The 14,318-nt window shown below is 64.0% G+C and carries 19 protein-coding genes; 14 read left to right on the plus strand and 5 right to left on the minus strand.

Annotation, left to right across the window (positions count from 1 at the left end; translation table 11 throughout):
* Positions 1–3: 3 nt before the first annotated feature.
* The 3 genes from AC04SI_RS15975 to AC04SI_RS15985 are packed head-to-tail and all read left to right on the plus strand — an operon-like array spanning position 4 to position 2,399.
* A complete protein-coding gene (locus AC04SI_RS15975) occupies positions 4–318 on the plus strand; it encodes a Rieske (2Fe-2S) protein (RefSeq protein WP_488474489.1) in 315 nt (104 codons plus the stop codon).
* Positions 315–1,553, plus strand: a complete 1,239-nt coding sequence (locus tag AC04SI_RS15980; RefSeq protein WP_488474490.1) for an NAD(P)/FAD-dependent oxidoreductase — start codon at positions 315–317, stop codon at positions 1,551–1,553. The genes AC04SI_RS15975 and AC04SI_RS15980 overlap by 4 nt, the downstream gene beginning before the upstream one ends.
* A gap of 39 nt (positions 1,554–1,592) precedes the next feature.
* A complete protein-coding gene (locus AC04SI_RS15985; RefSeq protein ID WP_488474491.1) occupies positions 1,593–2,399 on the plus strand; it encodes a 3-methyl-2-oxobutanoate hydroxymethyltransferase in 807 nt (268 codons plus the stop codon).
* 18 nt (positions 2,400–2,417) lie between these two features.
* On the opposite strand, the gene AC04SI_RS15990 is transcribed toward AC04SI_RS15985, so the two are convergent.
* The 5 genes from AC04SI_RS15990 to hslV all read right to left on the minus strand — a co-directional run bounded on the left by AC04SI_RS15990 (position 2,418) and on the right by hslV (position 6,525).
* Positions 2,418–3,377, minus strand: a complete 960-nt coding sequence (locus AC04SI_RS15990) for a DUF1402 family protein (protein WP_488474492.1) — start codon at positions 3,375–3,377, stop codon at positions 2,418–2,420.
* A gap of 147 nt (positions 3,378–3,524) precedes the next feature.
* A complete protein-coding gene (gene hslU, locus AC04SI_RS15995) occupies positions 3,525–4,838 on the minus strand; it encodes an ATP-dependent protease ATPase subunit HslU (RefSeq protein WP_488474493.1) in 1,314 nt (437 codons plus the stop codon).
* A gap of 5 nt (positions 4,839–4,843) precedes the next feature.
* On the minus strand, positions 4,844–5,443 hold the full coding sequence (locus AC04SI_RS16000) for a DUF2585 domain-containing protein (protein ID WP_436246463.1): 600 nt from the start codon (positions 5,441–5,443) through the stop codon (positions 4,844–4,846).
* A 4-nt stretch (positions 5,444–5,447) separates the two neighbouring features.
* Entirely contained in the window at positions 5,448–5,984 is a 537-nt protein-coding gene (locus AC04SI_RS16005) for a GNAT family N-acetyltransferase (protein WP_488474494.1), read from the minus strand.
* Complete coding sequence (hslV, locus tag AC04SI_RS16010; protein ID WP_404274609.1) at positions 5,974–6,525, minus strand: ATP-dependent protease subunit HslV; 552 nt, start codon at positions 6,523–6,525, stop codon at positions 5,974–5,976. The genes AC04SI_RS16005 and hslV overlap by 11 nt, the downstream gene beginning before the upstream one ends.
* Positions 6,526–6,751: 226 nt before the next feature.
* On the opposite strand from hslV, the gene hisB reads away from it, so the two are divergent.
* From hisB to AC04SI_RS16065, 11 genes are all read left to right on the plus strand, one after another.
* Positions 6,752–7,351 carry an imidazoleglycerol-phosphate dehydratase HisB gene (gene hisB, locus AC04SI_RS16015; protein WP_404274608.1) on the plus strand — a complete coding sequence of 200 codons (600 nt, stop codon included), beginning with the start codon at positions 6,752–6,754 and terminating at the stop codon, positions 7,349–7,351.
* Between the two features lie 3 nt (positions 7,352–7,354).
* Positions 7,355–7,828: a DUF2628 domain-containing protein gene (locus AC04SI_RS16020; protein WP_404274606.1), complete on the plus strand. Its 474-nt coding sequence runs from the start codon at positions 7,355–7,357 to the stop codon at positions 7,826–7,828.
* Position 7,829: 1 nt separating this feature from the next.
* Positions 7,830–8,480 (plus strand): imidazole glycerol phosphate synthase subunit HisH, encoded by a 651-nt coding sequence (gene hisH / locus AC04SI_RS16025; RefSeq protein ID WP_404274604.1) that lies wholly within the window; start codon positions 7,830–7,832, stop codon positions 8,478–8,480.
* Positions 8,481–8,483: 3 nt separating this feature from the next.
* On the plus strand, positions 8,484–8,774 hold the full coding sequence (locus AC04SI_RS16030) for a DUF1330 domain-containing protein (protein WP_192178328.1): 291 nt from the start codon (positions 8,484–8,486) through the stop codon (positions 8,772–8,774).
* Entirely contained in the window at positions 8,775–9,521 is a 747-nt protein-coding gene (gene hisA, locus AC04SI_RS16035; protein ID WP_404274602.1) for a 1-(5-phosphoribosyl)-5-[(5-phosphoribosylamino)methylideneamino]imidazole-4-carboxamide isomerase, read from the plus strand.
* Positions 9,518–10,354 (plus strand): arginase family protein, encoded by an 837-nt coding sequence (locus tag AC04SI_RS16040; RefSeq protein ID WP_404274601.1) that lies wholly within the window; start codon positions 9,518–9,520, stop codon positions 10,352–10,354. The genes hisA and AC04SI_RS16040 overlap by 4 nt, the downstream gene beginning before the upstream one ends.
* The gene (gene hisF, locus AC04SI_RS16045) at positions 10,351–11,145 is read left to right on the plus strand and encodes an imidazole glycerol phosphate synthase subunit HisF (RefSeq protein ID WP_404275340.1); all 795 of its coding nucleotides are present in this window, start codon (positions 10,351–10,353) and stop codon (positions 11,143–11,145) included. The genes AC04SI_RS16040 and hisF overlap by 4 nt, the downstream gene beginning before the upstream one ends.
* Before the next feature lie 9 nt (positions 11,146–11,154).
* A complete protein-coding gene (locus tag AC04SI_RS16050; protein WP_404274600.1) occupies positions 11,155–11,478 on the plus strand; it encodes a phosphoribosyl-ATP diphosphatase in 324 nt (107 codons plus the stop codon).
* Positions 11,479–11,501: 23 nt separating this feature from the next.
* Positions 11,502–12,461, plus strand: coding sequence for a type I pantothenate kinase (gene coaA, locus AC04SI_RS16055; RefSeq protein ID WP_404274598.1), 960 nt, complete (start codon positions 11,502–11,504; stop codon positions 12,459–12,461).
* A 78-nt stretch (positions 12,462–12,539) separates the two neighbouring features.
* A complete protein-coding gene (locus AC04SI_RS16060; RefSeq protein WP_404274597.1) occupies positions 12,540–13,547 on the plus strand; it encodes a glycosyltransferase family 2 protein in 1,008 nt (335 codons plus the stop codon).
* The gene (locus AC04SI_RS16065) at positions 13,547–14,317 is read left to right on the plus strand and encodes a class I SAM-dependent methyltransferase (protein ID WP_404274595.1); all 771 of its coding nucleotides are present in this window, start codon (positions 13,547–13,549) and stop codon (positions 14,315–14,317) included. The genes AC04SI_RS16060 and AC04SI_RS16065 overlap by 1 nt, the downstream gene beginning before the upstream one ends.
* Position 14,318 lies beyond the last annotated feature (1 nt).

Below are 14,318 nucleotides of genomic sequence, written 5' to 3' on the forward strand. Positions count from 1 at the left end.
CCAATGAGCGACTGGGTCGAGGCCTGTGAGGCCGCGGACATAGATGAAGAAGACGTGATGCGGTTCGACCATGGCGGCCGCACCTTCGCCATCTACCGCAGCCCCGACGACGAGTATTTCGCGACGGACGGGCTTTGCTCGCACGAAAAGGTGCATCTGGCCGACGGGTTGGTGATGGACGACATCATCGAATGCCCGAAGCACAATGGCCGCTTCAACTACAAGACCGGGGCGGCGAGAGGCGCGCCAGCCTGCGTCAACCTCAGGACCTATCCGGTCAAGGTCGACGCCGGCAAAGTCCTCATTCAGATCGGATGACGGTGATGACAAAGGCAATGGTCATCATCGGCGCCGGCGAATGCGGCGGACGCGCCGCACTCGCGCTGCGCGATCTCGGCTTCGAAGGTCCGGTGACGCTGGTCGGCGACGAGCCGCATCTGCCCTATGAGCGGCCGCCGCTGTCGAAAGAGGCCATGACCGGCGAGGCGCCCGCGATCAAGGCGATCGCCAGCGATGAAATCCTGGCCGAACGGTCGATCCGGCATATCCATTCGGTTCAGGCCGTGGCGATCGACCGCACCGCCCATGTCGTGCGCCTGTCGGATGGCTCGGCGCTGCCGTACGACAAGCTCCTGCTGGCGACCGGCTCGCTGCCGCGCAAGCTGCCGATGCCGGGCCTCGGAGCGCGCTGCGTGTATCTCAGGACCTTCAATGACGCGAAGGCCATCCGCGCCCATCTCAGGGCCGGAAACCGCGTGGCAATCATCGGCGGCGGCTTCATCGGTCTCGAACTCGCTGCCTCGGCGCGCAAACTCGGCGCTTATGTCACCGTCGTCGAAGCGCAGCCGCGCATCCTGATGCGCGGCGTGCCCGCCGAAATCGCCGAGATCATCCACAAGCAGCACGAGACCGAAGGCGTGACGATCCTCGCCGGCCAGGGCATCGCGGCGATCGCCGATAACGGCGCCGAGGTGCGCATCACGCTTGCCGGCGGGCTGGAGGTCGTTGCCGACCTCGCTATCATCGGCATCGGCGCAGTGCCGGTGACCGCACTGGCTGCGGAAGCGGGATTGACCATCGACAACGGCATCGCCGTCGACGCCGAACTTCGCACCGGCGATCCGGACATCTTTGCCGCCGGCGATTGCTGCTCGTTTCCGCTTGCCGTCTATGGCGGAAGGCGGGTGCGGCTTGAAGCCTGGCGCAACGCGCAGGAGCAAGGCGCGCTGGCGGCCAGGAACATGCTGGGCGCCGGCGAGGCCCATGCCGCCGTGCCGTGGTTCTGGTCGGATCAATATGGCCTGACCTTGCAGATTGCCGGGCTGTCGGACGAGGGGCACAGCGTCGTGCGCCGCGACCTCGAAGACGGCGCCTTCATCCTGTTCCATCTGGCTGGGGACGGCCGTCTGGTCGCCGCAAGCGGCATCGGGCCGGGCAATGCAGTCGCCCGCGACATCAGGCTGGCCGAAATGCTGATCGCCAAGCGGGCGAAGCCGGCGCCGGAGGCGCTCGGCTCACAGACGGTCAAGCTGAAGTCGCTGCTGGCGGCGTGAACCGCGCCATCCGGAAATCAAGGACATAGGGGGAAGAAAATGCCGCGCACCAGACCGACGGTTGCCGACCTGCAATCGCTGAAGGGCAAGCGGCAGCTTTCCAAGCTCAGGGTCTTCTCGCTGGAAGAGGCCGAGGCCGCGGAGCGCGCCAGCATCGATATCATCTCGGTCCCCTACGACCTGATCTTCGACCCGCGGTTTCGCGACGCGGCACCGACCCGCTTTGCCATTCCCGGCGACGAGCAGCCCAAAATGGGCGCGACCACTGACGAGATTTTACGTACAGCGGTGAAGCTGCGGGCCGCGAGCGCCGACGCCATGTATTGTTCGGCCAGCCTGCAGACGATCCGGCGGCTGCGCGACGAGCATATTCCGGTCTGCGGTCATGTCGGGCTGATCCCGGCGCACGCGACCTGGACGGGTGGCTTCAAGGCGGTGGGCAAGACCGCCGAAAGTGCTGCCTTCGTCTGGAAGCAGGTCAGGGACCTGGAAGCGGCAGGTGCCTTCGCCGCTGAGATCGAGGTGGTGCCGGCCGAAATGGCGAGCGCGATCTCCAGGCGCACGCCGCTGATTATGATCTCGATGGGGGCGGGCGCCGGCTGCGATGCCCAGTATCTGTTCTCGGAAGATGTGCTCGGCACCCATCGCGGACACTATCCGCGCCATGCCAAACGCTATCGCGACCTGGCGGCGGAGTTCGACCGTATCCAGAACGAGCGCATTGCCGCGTTCAGCGAGTATGCCGCCGACATCCAGTCCGGCGCCTATCCAGCACCGCAGCACATGGTCGGGGTGGACGCCGAGGAATTGCGCAAGTTCGAGGCGTTCCTCGAATCCCAGGCCTGAGCAGCTTACCCCTCAGCTCTAAAAGAGCGCCTTCAGCTCCGCCAACTTGTCGTTGACCAGCCAGCCATAATAATTTTCCTCGGGCAGCTTTTCGGGCTCGCTGGCGGCTCGGCGCTTGTCGTTCTCGGCCTTCAGCGCTTCGGCGCGCTGCTCGGGATTGCCGACATTGTAGAGCGTCGCCGTGAGGCCGGGATTGCCCGAAATGTCGAAGCCGGCGATGCTCTTGTAGGCATCGATCGATTTGCTGATCGTCGCCGCGACGTAAGGCAGCGTCAGGTCCGGATCCATGATTGTCTTGTAGACCCCGTTCGGATCGGCGACGTCGAGCTTGGGCAGGCCGGACACCTTGTGCACGAGATCGCTCATCTGCAGCGCGGTCAGCGGGTTGAGCTGGCCAAGGCCGAAGGTCTGGCCGGCATAATAGGGCTGGAAGAAGGTGGCCCCGAAACGGTCGTTGGGAAAGCTCTCGCCGCCCACACTCTTGCCGCGGAAGGCATGGTTCCACACCTGCTCGCGGCACTCCCACAGATCGTAGCTGTCGGTCAGGCCGGCGCATTTCTTGAATTCCGGCCTTTGCACGAAATCCGTGATGTCCTCGCCCTCATAGGCGAAGGCGAGCCTGCTCGACAGATAGGAGATCGCCTTGACGTAGTAGGTCTGCAGCCGGTCGTAGGCATCGACATTGTAGGTATGCTCGCCGACGATGGCGCCGACGATGTGAATGGGATCGATGCCATAGGCCGCCGCCTGCTGCTTGATCTTGCCGCGAAGGTCGGCGTCGTTCTGCAGCAGCGCGTAAACCTTGCGGTACTTGGCCTGGAAGGTGGTGTTGGTGGCCTGGGTGCGGCGGCTCGAGGCGCCCGGTATGTCGGGCTGCTCGGCATTGCGGTTTCCCGGCGGCACCAGCGTCGCCGCATCGGCGGCGGGCACCGCTGCCGCCAGCGCCAAGCCGAGAAGGAGAAGTATGCGTTTTTTCATGCACCGCCGCCTGTGAGTCGCCGGGCAAACTAGGTAAAGCTCAATGGAGAGTCGAGAGAACCGCCTCGTCTCGCCGGACGAAAGCGGCCAGATGCTTCCATTTGGCCACACCCTGGTTCTTGGGTCGGGAGCTGCCCGGCGCCGCTTCTACAGGATGAATCTGGACAAATCCGTGTTCCTGGAAAGGTCGCCGACATGCTTTTCCACATAGGCGGCATCGATGGTGACCGACGTGCCGTTGCGGTCCGGCGCGTCGTAGGAAATCTCGTCCAGCACCCGCTCCATCACCGTCTGCAGGCGCCTGGCGCCGATGTTCTCGACGCTGGCGTTGAGATCGACGGCGATGCCGGCAAGCGAATCGATGGCGTCATCGGAGAAGCTGAGCTCGACGCCTTCGGTCTTCATCAGCGCGATGTACTGCTTGATCAGGCTGGCCTCGGTCTCGGTCAGGATGCGGACGAAATCGTCCTTCTCCAGCGCCCGCAGTTCGACGCGGATCGGCAGGCGGCCCTGCAGTTCCGGCAGCAGGTCCGACGGCTTGGCGACGTGGAACGCACCCGAGGCGATAAACAGGATGTGGTCGGTCTTCACCGGTCCGTATTTGGTCGCCACCGTGGTGCCCTCGACCAGCGGCAGCAGGTCGCGCTGCACGCCTTCGCGGGAGACGCCGGCGCCGATGCCGCCTTCGCGCGACGCGATCTTGTCGATCTCGTCGAGGAAGACGATGCCGTCGTTTTCGGTCGATTCCAGCGCCCGGCGCACCACCTCGTCCTGGTCGAGCAGCTTGTCTGACTCGTCGCTGATCAGCAGCGCGTAGGATTCCTTCACCGTCGTCTTGCGTGTCTTGGTCCTCTGGCCGCCCATCGCCTTCGACAGCATGTCGTTGATGTTGAGCACGCCGATATTGCCGCCCGGCATGCCGGGAATCTCGAAGCCGGGCATGCCGCCGGTGCCGGTGTCGGCCACTTCGACCTCGATCTCCTTGTCGTCGAGCTCGCCGTCGCGCAGCTTCTTGCGGAAGGAGTCGCGCGTGGCCGGGCTTGCCGTCTTGCCGACGAGCGCCTCAAGCACCCGTTCCTCGGCATTGATGTGGGCGCGCGCCTTGACGTCCTCGCGCATCTTCTCGCGCACCAGGCCGATGGCGATCTCGACCAGGTCGCGGATGATCTGCTCGACGTCACGGCCGACATAGCCGACCTCGGTGAACTTGGTGGCCTCGACCTTGACGAAGGGCGCTCCGGCGAGACGCGCCAGGCGGCGCGAGATCTCGGTCTTGCCGACGCCGGTCGGCCCGATCATCAGGATGTTCTTCGGCATCACCTCTTCGCGCATCTGGCCTTCGAGCTGCTGGCGGCGCCAGCGGTTGCGCAAGGCAATGGCCACGGCGCGCTTGGCGTCCTTCTGGCCGATGATGAAGCGGTCGAGTTCCGAAACGATTTCGCGCGGGGAGAATGTGCTCATATCACTCAAATTCCACTTTGCCACTGCCGGATGGACTCAAACGGATGCAGCAGCATGATCACGTTGAGCGTCAGATTGTCCCGGATGATGTAGCCGGTGCCCAGTTCGAAGATCACGGCAAGGCTGACGATCACCCATATAGGAAGCTTTCGCGCCATCACAAATCCCAGCACCATGGCGAACGTATCCGCCACGGAATTGATGATGCTGTCGCCGTAATAGTTGAGCGAGATGGTGCCGGCCCGATAGCGGTCGATGATGAAGGGGCTGTTTTCCAAGAGCTCCCAGCCGCCTTCGATGAGGACGGCGAACGCCAGCCGCAGGCCGACCGGCGAACGCGGAAACAAGAACCACGCCAGCGCATAGAACAGGAAGCCGTGGATGATGTGCGAAGGCGTGTACCAGTCGGAAATGTGCTGGGAATTCTCGGAGCTGTTCACGACACCGTGCCAGAGCTTCACGTAGCCGCAGGTGCAGATCGGCGGATGGCCCATGCCGTAGAGGACCCCGGCCTGGAAGATGACCAGAGCCAGCACGAGCAGAAGCCCCATCCGCCAGCTGTCTTCATAGGCCGATAGCGTCTTGTCTTCGCCGATAGTGTTCATTTGGTCAGTGCCCCACTTGCGCGTCGCCATCGGCCGCATCAACGGCCATCAGCACGGCGTCCCCATATTCCGATTGCCTGCGTCCGATCGCCCTGAAGCCGGCCTTCTCATAGGCGCGGATGGCGCGCGCGTTCTGCGGATGCGGATCGATGATGACGCGCGGCACCCCTTCCTCGAAAAGCTGTTCGACGAACTGACGCACGATGGCCGAGCCATGGCCGACGCCGACCAGCTCCGGCCTGCCGATGGACAGGTCGATGCCCAGCGTGCCGAACGGCTGGTCGGCATAGGGATGGTCGTCCTCCAGATGCGGATCGTAGCTCTGCAGATAGGCGATCGGCTTGCCGTCCAGCTCGACGATCAGCGGTTCGACCGAAATCGAGTCGATATGCTCACGGATCTCGGTGATTTCCTTGTCGGGATCGTCCCACCATTCGGCGACATGCGGTTCGGCCAGCCAACCGGCGATCATCGGCAGGTCCTTTTCGGTCACCGGCCGAAATTCGTACACATCGCTCTGTTTGGCCCGCTCAGGCGGCATCGAGCGTTTCGATGACGAAGTTGTTGTTGGTGTAGACGCAGATGTCGGACGCGATCTGCATCGCCTTGCGGGCGATCTCTTCGGCGTTCTTGTCGGAATCCATCAGGGCGCGGGCGGCGGCCAGCGCGTAATTGCCGCCGGAGCCGATGGCCATGACGCCATGTTCGGGTTCGAGCACGTCGCCGGTGCCGGTCAGCGCCAGCGAGACCGACTTGTCGGCCACCAGCATCATGGCTTCCAGCCGGCGCAGGTAGCGGTCGGTGCGCCAGTCCTTGGCGAGCTCGACGCAGGCGCGCGTCAGCTGCTCCGGATATTGTTCGAGCTTGGCTTCAAGCCGCTCCAGAAGAGTGAAGGCATCGGCGGTGGCGCCGGCGAAACCGGCAATGACATTGCCGCCCTTGCCGATGCGGCGCACCTTCTTGGCGTTGCCCTTCATGATGGTCTGGCCAAGGCTGACCTGGCCGTCGCCGGCGATCACCACCTTGCTGCCCTTGCGCACCGTCACGATGGTCGTGGCATGCATGGTCAGTTCATTCGACATTTCCTGCTCCGATCAGCACCGATCCCGATAAGGCGATCCGGCGCGTTACGAGTGACTTGATCGGCCATATGTATGCATGGGTCAAGCGATTGCAAACCGGCCTCCGGCAAGCCTCGATAGCGCCGCGCATGGCAACTGGCAATCGCCGGATCATGCTGCTAGAAGGCTCTCGCTTTCAAGCGTGTGAGGGCTTGGAAGGCGTGAAACCCTGGACAAGGATGAGGTCATGTCGCCCCGTTCCGCCGAAGCAAGCCGCAAGACCAAAGAAACCGATATCTCCGTATCGGTCCATGTCGACGGCTCGGGCAAATCCGACATTGCGACCGGCGTCGGCTTCTTCGACCATATGCTGGACCAGTTGTCGCGCCACTCGCTGATCGACATGACGGTGAAGGCCAAGGGCGATTTGCACATCGACGACCACCACACGGTCGAGGATACCGGCATCGCGCTCGGCCAGGCGCTGGCCAAGGCGCTCGGCGAGCGGCGCGGCATCATGCGCTATGCCTCGATCGATCTTGCCATGGACGAGACGCTGACCAGGGCGGCGATCGACGTCTCCGGCCGTCCGTTCCTGGTCTGGAACGTATCCTTCTCGTCGCCCAAGATCGGCACCTTCGACACCGAGCTGGTGCGCGAATTCTTCCAGGCGCTGGCGCAGAACGCCGGGATCACGCTGCACGTGACCAATCATTACGGCGCCAACAACCACCACATCGCCGAGACCTGCTTCAAGGCGGTGGCGCGGACGCTGCGCGCAGCACTCGAACGCGACCCGCGCCAGCCGGACGCGGTGCCCTCCACCAAGGGATCTCTGAAAGGATAGGCGATGGCCATCTATGTCGTGATGGAACCGTCGGGCCGCGGCGAGAGGGTTGATTCAGTCTTTGTGCGCGACGGTTTCAGCTGGCTCGGCTTTCTGTTTTCGCCGCTGTGGCTCGCCTGGCACCGGCTGTGGATCGAGGCCGCATTGGCCTTTGTCGTCATGGCCATCCTGTCGATGCTTGGCGAAAAACTGGGGCTGGCCTGGGCCGGCTCGCTGCTGTCGCTGCTGGTCTCGCTCTATGTCGGGCTGGAGGGGCAGGCGCTGCGGATCGCGGCCCTGCGCCGCCGCGGCTGGCACGACTGGGGCGTCGTCGAAGCCGACAGGCTCGACGACGCCGAGACGCGCCAGGCACTGGAAGCCGACGCGCAGGCGGATGAGCCGGCGCCCGTGCCGCGCATCATTCCGGACGCCACCCAGGCGCGCCCGGCGCAGATGGGCATGGCGCTGGGACTGACCCACATCCCGGGAAAAACCTGACATGCGGGTTGCGATCATCGATTACGGGTCGGGCAATCTGCGCTCGGCCACCAAGGCCTTCGAGCGCGCCGCGCATGAGGCCGGCATCGCGGCGGCGATCGAGCTGACCGCCGATGCGGAACGCGTCCGCACCGCCGACCGCATCGTGCTGCCCGGCGTCGGCGCCTATGCCGACTGCGCGGCCGGCCTCAAGGCCGTCGCCGGCATGTGGGACGCGGTGGAAGAGGTGGCGATCGTCAAGGGCCGGCCCTTCTTCGGCATCTGCGTCGGCATGCAGCTGATGTCGGAACGTGGTCTGGAAAAGACCGTGACCAAGGGCTTTGGCTGGATCGCCGGCGACGTCAAGGAGATCACGCCCACCGATCCGGCACTGAAGATACCGCAGATCGGCTGGAACACGATCGAGATGACGCGCAAGCATCCGCTGTTTTCGGGCATCACGACCGGGACCAAGGGATTGCACGCCTATTTCGTCCATTCCTACCATCTCGATGCGAAGAAGGCCGACGAGGTGCTGGCAATTGCCGACTATGGCGGCCCGGTGACGGCGACAGTCGCGCGCGACAATCTCGTCGGCACACAGTTCCATCCCGAGAAGAGCCAGGCGCTCGGCCTGGCGCTGATCACCAATTTCCTGCGCTGGAGGCCTTAACCCATGAGCAAGAAGGGCTATTGGATGGCGATGATCGATGTTCGCGACCCCGAGGTCTACAAGCAGTACATCGAGGCCAATGCAAAAGCCTTCGTCAAATATGGCGCGAAGTTCCCCGTGCGCGCCGGACGTTATGTGAGCCCGGAGGGACCGACCGGAAACCGCCACGTGCTGGTCGAGTTCGAGTCTTACGAGACGGCGATCGCCTGCTACGAATCGCCTGAATACAAGGAAGCCTCGAAATACCGGCTGGCGGCATCGACCGGCCACTTCGTCATTGTCGAGGGCGCCTAGATGATCCTGTTTCCGGCCATCGACCTAAAGGATGGCAAATGCGTGCGCCTGAAGCACGGCGATATGGCGACCGCGACGATCTACAATGACGATCCGGCCGCGCAGGCTAAAGCTTTCGAGGAGCAAGGCTTCGAGTGGCTGCACGTCGTCGACCTCAACGGCGCCTTCAAGGGCCAGAGCGTCAACAGCGCGGCGGTCGGCGCCATCCTCAAGGCGACGAAGAACCCGGTGCAGCTCGGCGGCGGCATCCGCACGCTCGAGCAGATCGAGGACTGGCTCGACCGCGGGCTTGCCCGCGTCATCCTCGGCACGGTTGCGGTGCGTGACCCCGACCTTGTCAGGCTGGCCTGCAGGGCCTTCCCGGGCAAGATCGCCGTCGGCATCGACGCCAAGGGCGGCAAGGTGGCGGTGGAAGGCTGGGCCGAGGCGTCGAGCCTGGGCGTCATCGAACTGGCGAAGAAATTCGAAGGCGCCGGCGTCGCCGCCATTATCTACACCGACATCGACCGCGACGGCGTTTTGACCGGCATCAACTGGGACGCCACCATCGACCTGGCCGAAGCGGTGTCGATCCCGGTGATCGCCTCCGGCGGGCTCGCCTCGATCGCCGACATCGTGCGCATGACCATGCCCGACGCGAAGAGGCTCGAAGGCGCGATCTCCGGCCGCGCGCTTTATGACGGGCGCATCGATCCGGCCGAGGCGCTGGCGATCTTGAGCGGCAAACAGGCGGAGACAACGCCGTGAACGTCACGATCATCCTGGCGTCCTATGACAGCGGTTACTATCACGGCGGCTGCGGCCAGGGGCCGGACGCGTTGATTGCCGGCGGGCTGACCGATGCGCTCAAGCTTGCCGGGCACGACATTGACGTTCACGACATAGGCAGGATGAGCGACGAGCAGGAGCGTGAGATCGCAACCGGCTTCGCCGTCTGCAACGCTGTGTCGGGTGAAGTCCGCATTGCCTGTGACCGTGGCCGGTTTCCCATTGTGCTTGCCGGCAATTGCCTGACCAGCGCCGGCGCGGTGGCCGGCGAAGGCGCCGATGCCATGATCTGGGCCGACCAGCATGGCGACCTCAACACGCCCGATACCTCGACATCGGGTTTTCTCGACGGCATGGCGCTGGCGACCGTGCTCGGGCTTTGCTGGCGACCTATCTCGGCGCGGATCCCCGGGTTCAAGGCAATCGATCCTGCCCGCTGCGTGCTGGTCAACGCGCGCGACCTCGACACTGCGGAAGAGCAATTGCTGGAGACGCTGCCGGTCATCCGGACCGAATGCCCGGACTGGGCCGGCGCGGCGCAAAAGCTGAAGGACGCCGGCGCCGAGCGCATCCACATGCACATCGATCTCGATGTCCATGACCCCGAAGCGCTGCAGGCCAACCGTTACGCCACTCCTGGCGGTCCGGCTCCGGAGCAAGTGCGTCAGGCGATGTGCGGCATGGCCGGACCGTTGACGCTCGTCGGCCTCACCATCTCCGCCTACGATCCGGCTTTCGACGCCAAGGGCGACGTGCCGCCACTGGTCGGTCAGTTGCTGGTCGACCTGCTTGCGACCCTGGAGAAAAGCTGATGCTGAAGGCCCGCGTCATCCCCTGTCTCGACGTCAAGAACGGCCGCGTCGTCAAGGGCGTCAATTTCGTAGACCTGGTCGATGCCGGCGATCCGGTCGAGGCGGCCAAGGCCTATGACGCGGCCGGCGCCGACGAGCTCTGCTTTCTCGACATCACAGCGTCGTCGGACAACCGCGAGACCATCTTCGACGTCGTCGCCCGCACCGCCGAACAATGCTTCATGCCGCTGACCGTCGGCGGCGGCGTGCGCCAGGTGGCCGACATCCGCAAGCTGCTTCTGGCCGGCGCCGACAAGGTGTCGATCAATACGGCGGCGGTGAAGAACCCGGATTTCGTCGCGGAAGCCGCCGACAAGTTCGGCAACCAGTGCATCGTGGTTGCCATCGACGCCAAGAAGGTATCCGCGGCCAACGAGGCCGACCGCTGGGAGATCTTCACCCATGGCGGGCGCGAGAAGACCGGTATCGACGCCGTCGACTTCGCAAGGCAGATGGTCGATCGCGGCGCCGGCGAGATCCTGTTGACGTCGATGGACCGCGACGGCACCAAGGCCGGCTACGACCTTGCGCTGACCCGCGCCATTGCGGACGCGGTGCGCGCGCCGGTCATCGCGTCCGGCGGCGTCGGCACGCTCGACCATCTGGTGGAAGGCATACGCGACGGCCATGCCGGGGCCGTGCTCGCGGCCTCGATCTTCCATTTCGGCACCTACACGATCGCGCAAGCTAAGGCGCATATGGCCCGTGCCGGGCTGCCCATGCGGCTGGACTCCCTGGATAATCGGCTCTAAACGGCTGCCATGGCTCAATTTTCGCTGCCCGATCTGGAAAAAATCATCGGCGAACGCGCCCGGTCCGGCGACCCGGACTCGTGGACAGCAAAACTGTTCGCCAAGGGCATCGACAAGGCGGCACAGAAGCTCGGCGAAGAGGCGGTCGAGACGGTGATCGCCGCCGTGAAGGGCGACAAGCAGGCCCTCGTTTCGGAAAGTGCCGATCTTATATATCATTGGCTTGTCGTCCTTGGCATAGCGGGGGTTCCGCTGGACGACGTGCTGAGAGAACTCGAGGGCCGCACCGGCCGCTCGGGCGTCGCCGAAAAGGCATCCCGGTCGAAGGGCTGACCGCGAGGAGGGCAGGAAACTCGATGGACCAGCTTGCTCCTACCGAGAAATATTCGCCCTATCGTTTCTTCTCGGCCGAGCAATGGTCACAGTTCCGCGCCGACACGCCGCTGACGCTGACCGAGGACGAGATCAACCGCCTGCGTTCGCTGAACGACCCGGTCAACCTCGAAGAGGTCAAGCGCATCTATCTGTCGCTGTCGCGGCTGCTCTCGGCGCATGTCGAGGCGAGCCAGCTGCTGTTCAGGCAGCGGCAGGCCTTCTTCAACGCCCAGGACGTGGTCAAGACGCCCTTCATCATCGGCATTGCCGGCTCCGTCGCGGTCGGCAAATCGACCACGGCGCGCGTCCTCAAGGAACTTTTGGCGCGCTGGCCGTCGAGCCCCAAGGTCGATCTCATCACGACCGACGGTTTCCTGCTGCCGAACGAGATCCTGCGCCGCGACAATCTGATGGAGCGCAAGGGTTTTCCCGACAGCTACGACGTCGGCGCACTGCTCAGGTTCCTGTCGGGCATCAAATCGGCGCAGCGCAATGTCCGCGCGCCTGTCTATTCGCATTTGACCTACGACGTCATTCCCGGCGAGTTCGTCACCATCGACCGACCGGACATACTGATCTTCGAAGGCATCAATGTGCTGCAGCCGGGCAAGTTGCCGAGGGATGGCAAGATCGTGCCGTTCCTGTCCGACTTTTTCGACTTCGCCATCTATATCGATGCCGATGAGGCGCTGATCCACCAATGGTATATCCAGCGCTTCATGCGGTTGCGCGAAACCGCCTTCCGCAATCCGGACTCCTTCTTCCACCGCTATTCGCAGCTTTCGAAAGATGCGGCGCGCGCCATCGCCGAAGGGTTGTGGGCCAACATCAACCTGAAGAACCTGCGCGAAAACATCCTGCCGACGCGGGCACGGGCCGATCTCATCCTGCGCAAGGGCGCCAATCACCTGGTCGAGGAAGTGGCTCTCAGGAAGCTGTGAAATCTTGAGGCATTCCTTAAAGTCATCTTAACCGAGCTTTTCTATTGTCGGGGCCTGATCCGCGGGCTTCGGCAGGCAATGAACGCGCCATTCCTTCATATCGATCGACCGGCCACTGCCGGCGAAACGAGCCCGAAGAGCGGGGCGGCCACGGTCGCGCTGATCGTGCCGGTGCACAATGAGGAAGCAGCGATCGCTCCGTTCCTGGCGGCCGTGCGTGAAAATATCGACCCGCTGAAGGACGCCGGCGTCGCCTTCGAATTCATCTTCATCAATGACGGCAGCAGCGATGCGACGCTCGAGAGGCTGATCGAGGCACAGCGAACCGATCGGCGCATCCAGGTGATCGACCTGTCGCGCAATTTCGGCAAGGAAGCCGCGCTCACCGCCGGTCTCGACTGCTGCGATGCCGATGCCGCGATCCCCATGGATGTCGACCTGCAGGATCCGCCGCATGTCATTCCGCTGCTCGTCGAAAAATGGCGCGAGGGTTTCGAGGTCGTGCTTGCCAAGCGCGCCAACCGGTCGAGCGACAGCTTTCTCAAGCAGCGCTCCGCGTCGATGTTCTATCGCGTCCACAACTGGATCGCGCAGCAGAAGATCCCGCACGATGTCGGCGACTTCAGGCTGATCGACCGCCAGGTGATCGAAGCGCTGCGCTCCTTGCCCGAACGGCGCCGTTTCATGAAGGGCCTGTTCGCCTGGGTCGGCTTTCGCACCGCGACGGTCGAATACAAACGCGATCAGCGCATCGCCGGCCAATCCAAGTTTTCTGGATGGCGGCTGTGGAACTTCGCGCTCGAAGGCATCACCAGCTTCTCGACCGCGCCGCTTGAGATCTGGACCTATGTCGGCGCGACGATCTCGGCCTTGTCGTTCCTCTACGGCCTGCTGATCATCGCCAAGACACTGGTGTTCGGCATCGACGTGCCCGGCTATGCCTCGCTGCTGGTCAGCATCCTCTTCCTCGGCGGCATCCAGTTGCTCGGCATCGGCATCATCGGTCAGTACCTCGGTCGCGTCTATGCCGAGATCAAACAGCGCCCGATCTACATCGTGCGCCGCACATATGAGGGGACGGACTGATGGAGCTCGACGCCTACCGACAGATGGCGGCCACCGAGGACGAGCACTGGTGGTTCTGCGGGCGGCGCGCCATCGCCGAGGCAGTCATCCGCGGTCTCGGCCTGCCTGGCGACGCCGATATCCTCGAGATCGGCGCCGGCACGGGGGGCAATATCCAGATGCTGGAACAGTTCGGCGCTGTCACGGCGGTGGAGATGAACGATCTTGCCCGCCAGATCGCCCGCGAGAAGACCGGCCACGACTTCCTTGCCGGGCACCTCCCCGACGGGATGCCCGTCGCGTCGCAAGGCTTCGACCTCATCTGCCTGTTCGACGTGCTGGAACACGTTGCCGAAGACGAAGCCTCGCTGGCAACGATCCGCCGTATGCTGAAGCCAGGCGGCAAGGTCGTGCTAACGGTTCCCGCGCACCAATGGCTGTGGAGCAAGCACGATGTCGGGCTGCACCACATGAGGCGCTATTCGCGCGAACTGCTGAAGGCGCGCATCGAGCAGGCCGGATACCGGATCGAGAAGCTGAGCTATACCAACGCGGCGCTGTTTCCGGTCGCGGCACTTGCCCGCCTTGCCGATCGCCTGCGCCGCTCGAACACCGCCTCCGGACAGGCAATGCCGCCGAAGCCGATCAACAGCGCGATGAAGGCGCTGTTTTCGGCGGAGAGCCGGATCGTGCCGAATGCCGAACTGCCTTTCGGCGTGTCGCTGCTGGCCGTGTTCGGCAAAGATGCGGCTTTCGACGCGGCGCCCAAAGGTGGCAGACTGGCGGCCTGAC

The sequence above is a fragment of the Mesorhizobium sp. CNPSo 4689 genome (assembly GCF_057784325.1).

Bases quoted from the DNA above. Each gene is read 5' to 3' on its own strand.
- AC04SI_RS15990 (WP_488474492.1), bottom strand. From the start codon at position 3,377: ATGAAAAAACGCATACTTCTCCTTCTCGGCTTGGCGCTGGCGGCAGCG.
- AC04SI_RS16020 (WP_404274606.1), top strand. From the start codon at position 7,355: ATGGCCATCTATGTCGTGATGGAACCGTCGGGCCGCGGCGAGAGGGTT.
- hslU (WP_488474493.1), bottom strand. From the start codon at position 4,838: ATGAGCACATTCTCCCCGCGCGAAATCGTTTCGGAACTCGACCGCTTC.
- AC04SI_RS16000 (WP_436246463.1), bottom strand. From the start codon at position 5,443: ATGAACACTATCGGCGAAGACAAGACGCTATCGGCCTATGAAGACAGC.
- AC04SI_RS15975 (WP_488474489.1), top strand. From the start codon at position 4: ATGAGCGACTGGGTCGAGGCCTGTGAGGCCGCGGACATAGATGAAGAA.
- AC04SI_RS15980 (WP_488474490.1), top strand. From the start codon at position 315: ATGACGGTGATGACAAAGGCAATGGTCATCATCGGCGCCGGCGAATGC.
- AC04SI_RS16065 (WP_404274595.1), top strand. From the start codon at position 13,547: ATGGAGCTCGACGCCTACCGACAGATGGCGGCCACCGAGGACGAGCAC.
- hisB (WP_404274608.1), top strand. From the start codon at position 6,752: ATGTCGCCCCGTTCCGCCGAAGCAAGCCGCAAGACCAAAGAAACCGAT.
- hslV (WP_404274609.1), bottom strand. From the start codon at position 6,525: ATGTCGAATGAACTGACCATGCATGCCACGACCATCGTGACGGTGCGC.
- AC04SI_RS16050 (WP_404274600.1), top strand. From the start codon at position 11,155: ATGGCTCAATTTTCGCTGCCCGATCTGGAAAAAATCATCGGCGAACGC.
- AC04SI_RS16060 (WP_404274597.1), top strand. From the start codon at position 12,540: ATGAACGCGCCATTCCTTCATATCGATCGACCGGCCACTGCCGGCGAA.
- AC04SI_RS16005 (WP_488474494.1), bottom strand. From the start codon at position 5,984: ATGCCGCCTGAGCGGGCCAAACAGAGCGATGTGTACGAATTTCGGCCG.
- AC04SI_RS15985 (WP_488474491.1), top strand. From the start codon at position 1,593: ATGCCGCGCACCAGACCGACGGTTGCCGACCTGCAATCGCTGAAGGGC.
- hisA (WP_404274602.1), top strand. From the start codon at position 8,775: ATGATCCTGTTTCCGGCCATCGACCTAAAGGATGGCAAATGCGTGCGC.
- coaA (WP_404274598.1), top strand. From the start codon at position 11,502: ATGGACCAGCTTGCTCCTACCGAGAAATATTCGCCCTATCGTTTCTTC.
- hisH (WP_404274604.1), top strand. From the start codon at position 7,830: ATGCGGGTTGCGATCATCGATTACGGGTCGGGCAATCTGCGCTCGGCC.
- AC04SI_RS16030 (WP_192178328.1), top strand. From the start codon at position 8,484: ATGAGCAAGAAGGGCTATTGGATGGCGATGATCGATGTTCGCGACCCC.